This is a genomic window from Microbacterium testaceum (assembly GCF_001476655.1).
GTDB lineage: Bacteria > Actinomycetota > Actinomycetes > Actinomycetales > Microbacteriaceae > Microbacterium > Microbacterium testaceum_C.
In genome coordinates this window covers 1-4,976 of sequence record NZ_LDRT01000004.1, presented here as the reverse complement: position 1 = coordinate 4,976, position 4,976 = coordinate 1, and the positions used below count along the sequence as shown (strand labels likewise).

4 protein-coding genes are annotated in these 4,976 nt (G+C 70.6%); all 4 read right to left on the bottom strand.

Translation table 11 applies throughout. From position 1 onward, the window contains the following. Nucleotides 1-92: 92 nt before the first annotated feature. Nucleotides 93-920, bottom strand: a complete 828-nt coding sequence (locus NS220_RS00760; RefSeq protein ID WP_058622210.1) for a hypothetical protein — start codon at nucleotides 918-920, stop codon at nucleotides 93-95. Beyond that, nucleotides 917-2,056, bottom strand: coding sequence for a hypothetical protein (locus tag NS220_RS00755; protein WP_058622209.1), 1,140 nt, complete (start codon nucleotides 2,054-2,056; stop codon nucleotides 917-919). Before NS220_RS00755 ends, NS220_RS00760 begins: the two co-directional genes overlap by 4 nt. 116 nt (nucleotides 2,057-2,172) lie before the next feature. After that, nucleotides 2,173-3,735, bottom strand: a complete 1,563-nt coding sequence (locus NS220_RS00750; protein WP_058622208.1) for an Ig domain-containing protein — start codon at nucleotides 3,733-3,735, stop codon at nucleotides 2,173-2,175. A 28-nt stretch (nucleotides 3,736-3,763) separates the two neighbouring features. Then, on the bottom strand, nucleotides 3,764-4,864 hold the full coding sequence (locus NS220_RS00745) for a hypothetical protein (RefSeq protein ID WP_058622207.1): 1,101 nt from the start codon (nucleotides 4,862-4,864) through the stop codon (nucleotides 3,764-3,766). Nucleotides 4,865-4,976: the final 112 nt, after the last annotated feature.

Sequence of the window (4,976 nt, the reverse complement as noted above, 5' to 3'; positions counted from 1 at the left end):
GGGCGGGGTCGGGCCCGCGGCCGGCGGGCGGGCGCCGGCTCCAGACGGGCGGGCACCCGTGGGCAGACGCGCTCCGAGGCGCTCGAGGATCGTCACGTCGTCGCCACCGCGGCAGGCGCCGTGCCCCGCACGGTCCGTCGCACGATCTGCACGACGAGCACCGCGAGCCCGGCGAGGACGACGAGCCCCGTGATGACCCACGGGAACAGCAGCGCCAGCGCGTCACGCGTGACCGGAGTGAGGGCGACGCCATCCACGCTCTCGGGTGGCGTCAGCGTGACGTGGGTCGAGAGGAGGGTCCACTGCCCGCCGTGGCGGAGACGCGCCGAGACGACCCGGGTCTCGCCGGGCTGCAACCCGGCGATGGCGACGTCGTCGACGGCATCCAGTCGCTGGGGGAAGATCCCCGTGTCCATCCAGAAGTCGGCCGTGGCGTCGATAGGCGTCGACGCGGCGTTGCGCACGCTGAACCAGACCTCGACCACTCCCCCGGCCGGGTCGAGCTCCGGGGTGGCGGAGGCGTTGAGTCCGCCGACGTAGACCATGCCCGCGATGCTGACCTCGCTCGTGGCCGAGGTGCCGCCCCCGGTCGAGCCGGTGCCCGAGCCCGTCCCCGAGACGGGAACAGGCACGGGCCGGGCACCGCCTCCGGAAGAGGACCCCGCGGGACCGCTCCCCCCGGATGCCGGCGTCGACGCGGAGGCGGACGGCGTCGTCGTCGGCGTCGGCGTCGAGCCGTCCGTGATGGTGACCGACAGTGTGCCGGAGTCCTCGGGGGAAGGCGTGCTCGCGCTCGCCCCCGTCGATCCGGCGAGGACGAGGAGGGCGAGAGCGACGCCCGTGGCCGCAACCCGCGGTGCCGCGAGACCGACCGGGCCGCGCCGCGCGCGGGATCGGCTCGCTCGGCCGATACGACTCATGACCCGTCCGTCCGGGCTCCCGCGAGAGCCGCGGCGTCGTCCGCCGCCGTCTGCGCGACGAAGTCCATCCATTCCTGCGCCCGCACCTCGTCGCGCCGGCGACGCCACCGCGAGAGCAGGATGCCACCCGCCACCAGCAGCACCAGGATCAGCACCGTCCACGGCACGGCGAAGGTCACGGCATCCCGTGTGATGGGGACGACCGACACCTGCATCGACGCGTCGGGAGACTCGACGAAGGGACTGAGCACCGTGAACGGATTGAGATAAAGCCACTGACCGACGCCGTCGACGGTGTCCTCGTAGGACGCGCTGTTGCCCGGGAGGACGACGGGGATCTTGCCACCCTGGTCGCCGGTCGCCGGGACCCCGAGCCACGTCTTCGTCCCGGAGGTGAGGTTCGCGGAGAGGGCCACGTTGCCCGGGTTGCTCACGGTGTAGTGCAGGCGCACGTGACCGGAGAAGGGGTTCCACCAGTCCCCCTCGTACGACGCCTCGTAGCTCGTGAGCGACAGCTGCGGCTGGAGCTCGCCCGCCACGCGCGCGAACACCGAAGTCGCGACGCGGCGGTCGACGGTGACCTGTGCGCCGGATTCGAGGACGGATGCCACGACCCCGCCGACATGGTCGCCGGGCGTGGCGTCGGCCGGCACCGCGACCGTGAAGGTCAGCAGGCGCACCTCTTGGGGATCCAGCGAGAAAGTGACGCGGTCGCTGCCGTCGTCGAAGCGGATCCACGAGCCCACGGAGGTGGGGGTGGCGTCCGTGGGGAGCAGCGAGAACTCGCCCGCGTCGTCGTTGAACGCGTCGGTGGCGTACACGGTGAAGTCCTGGCGCGCGGTGCCGGTGTTGCCGACGAGCACCCGATCCGTGACGCTCTGGCCGGGGTCGGCGGTGATGCTGAACCGCGAGCGGCCGTCGGGCCGTCCGTCCTCGCCCGCCGGGCGGGTGGCCACGCCCACGGTAACGGCGGACTCGCCTTCAGAGGTGGCGGGGGCGTCGTCGGTGGCGAGCACGGCGGTGCTCGTGGCCGCGGTGGCGGCGGACGGCATCCCGAGACAGGCGACGATCACCGCGGTGGCGAGGGAGGCGGCGCCCAGAGCCGGGAAGCGGCGCCGCAGAGTCGAGGAGAACACGGTTCATCTCCGCAGATGGGGGCGACACGGGCATGTCGCCGAGGTGAACGAGGGCTGATGGTGTGACGGCACGGGGGGATCGGGCGGATCCCCCCGTGCCGTCGGAGCGGGTCAGCTCACTTGGAGGTGAGGGTGACCGTCAGGGTCGACGTGTAGTCGCCCGTCTGCGCGTCCTTCGGAGCGGTGAAGGTGAGGTCGGCGTCGAAGAGCGCACCGGTGGTGAGCGTCGAGACGGCCGTGCTCGAGGCGATCTTCGAGCCCGTGCCCACGGTCACACCCGTGATGGGGGTGTAACCGGAGAAGGCCTTCGGTGCCACCGCGAGAGCGGTCGCGGGGATCTCGTCGCCCGCGCCGTTCTTGAAGGGGCTCCACGCGGCCGTCAGGTCCCAGCCCTTCAGGACGTTGCGGTCGTCGACGACGGTGACCTTGCCGAGGGGCTTGGTCACGCTCTTGTCGCGTGCCACGCTGCCGAAGTCGACCTTGGTGGCCTCGGCGTTGAGCGACCAGAGGTCGCTCGCGGTCACGGCGGCGGTCAGGTCGACGTTGTCGGTCGTGGTGTCACCGGCAGCGGACTGCTTGGTGAAGGTGTCCCAGGCCAGCACGGTGTACGTCGCGTCACCGGGGGCGACCAGCGCGATGGTGTGCTCGCCGGCCGGCAGGCTCGAGATGTCGACCGAGAAGTTGCCGTTGCCGTCGTCGGCGACCTGGCCGAGGTCGGTCGGGTCGGACCAGGCCCACGCCTCGAGGGTCTTGCCCTTGTTGGCGGTACCGGCGGGGACGGTGATCGTCTTCGCGCCCTTGGCGGGATCGGCCACGTCGACCTTGTTCGCCGACGAGCCCGACGGCTTGGTCGGCGCGGTCGGGGCGGCCGTGTCCACCGTGCCCGTGAACGCCTTCTCGTTGCTGCCCGCGCTGTTGGTGGCGACGGCGGTGAAGCTGTACGCACCGGCGGTGGTGGGGGTTCCCGAGATGACGCCCGTGGAGCCATCGAGCGTCAGGCCGGCGGGAAGGGCCCCGCCGTCCTTGATCGCCCACGTGATCGGCGCGGTGCCGTCGGCGGCGAGCGTCTGCGAGAACGCCGCGCCGACCTTGACCGCGCCGAGAGCGGTGGTCGTGATGGTCGGAGCCGTCGCCGAGGGGGTCGAGCTCTGGGCGTCGAACGTCCAGTCGCCACCGGGCTTGACGTGGATGCCGACGTACTTCACGCCCGCGTCGGCGATGTTCAGGCCGTTGTTGCGCGTCCAGGCGAAGCCGAGGCTGAAGTCGCCGCCGTTCGCCTTGACCTGCGCCCAGTTGCCGAACAGGAAGCCCGAGAGCGTGAGGTTCGGGGCCATGATGTCGACCGTGCCGGGCGTGAGGGCGCCGTCGCTGGACGCCGTCCAGGCCGACATGGTGCTCTCCTTGCCCTGCGGGGCGATGAAGTACGCCACGCCCGTCGCGTCACTCGTTCCCTTGAAGAGGGTGGTGATGTAGTCGGCGCCGGGCCCGGGAGCCGCGATGACCTGCGAGTCCCACTGCAGGACGGTGCCGTCGGGCACCGGGTCGCCGACGTTGTTGTCGAGGAGGTAGAACTGCGGCGCCGGGGTGGCGGCGTTCGCCGCGGTGGCCGAGAAGCCGCCCGCGAGAAGAGAGACCGCCGTCGCCGCGGCGACGATCGTCCCGATCTTCTTGATGTTCATGAGATGGAGTCCTTTTCCGTTCTCGAGGTCACAGCGTCGCGAACGCGCGCTGGATGGTGGTGGTGGAGGGAGCGAGGAAGCCGAACTTCTTCTTCACCGCGCCGACCGAGGTCGGCAGGGAGCCGAAGCTGGTGAGGCTGTTCGACACCGACGGGTTGACGAGGTTCGCCAGGCCGGCGTCGTACTTGGCGTCGCCGGAGACGATGCGCGCGTACTCGACGACCAGGTAGGTGTCGCGGCCGAAGGTCGCGTCCTTGTAGAAGTCGGTGTTGGGGACGAGGTTGGGCGCGGTGCCGGTGAACGCGGGCTCGCCGTTCACCGGGGTGCCGAAGCTCACGCCGGAGTTGAGCGTGGTGTTGACCCCGGTGGCGCCGTTGGCCTGGGCGATCCAGCTGGCGGCGCTGAACGGGATGAGGTCGTTCGTGCCGAGCACCGAGGCGTCGTTCTCGGGAGTGGTGCCGTTGGCGTCGGTCACGCACGAGCCGAGGGTGGGGTTGCCGATCGCACCGAGGAAGAAGTTGCGCGTGCCCGAGCCGCTCTGGGGAAGGCGCGGCTTCACGGTGACGCCACCGACCGACGTGGTGTTGCACTCGTAGATGGACTTCAGCTGAGCGGCGCTCAGCGTGGCCCACGACGAGTCGCCGCCCTTGTAGGCGAAGCCGACGGCGTCGCGAGCAAAGGGGACGTAGGCGAGCAGGCCGTTGGCGTTGGCGTTGCTGCCGGGGCCGCTCGAGGAACGCGCGATGTCGACCTGACCGGTGATCTGGCGAGCCGGCACACCGGCGTTGCCGCTGTAGTTCGCGCCCGTGATCGAGGCGCGCAGGGCCGTGACGCCCGCGCCCGAACCGGCGGGACGACCGAAGAACGGACCGCCCTGCTTGGTCTGGATCGCGGTCGCACCGAACGCGTCGAAGTTTCCGAGCGTCTTGTTGTTCGAGGTCACGCGAACGAGCGAGCCGGTGAGGGTCGTTCCGTTCGTGATCGCGTTGACGGAGTCCTGCAGCGTGTCGGACCCGACCAGCGCGTAGCTGTTCGAGACCGGCTCGGCCGACGCCATGGAGGCGACGCCGAGCCCGGCGATCGCGATACCGCAGGCCGCGCCCATGGCGACCAGCTTCTTGAGCTTCAACTCAGTACCTTTCGGTTGTGTGGTGCAGATAAGTGACTTCGGGTGTTCAGTTGCGAGAGGACGGGTCAGGGGTCGGCGAGGGTCGCGGCATCAGAGCTGTCACGTATATACA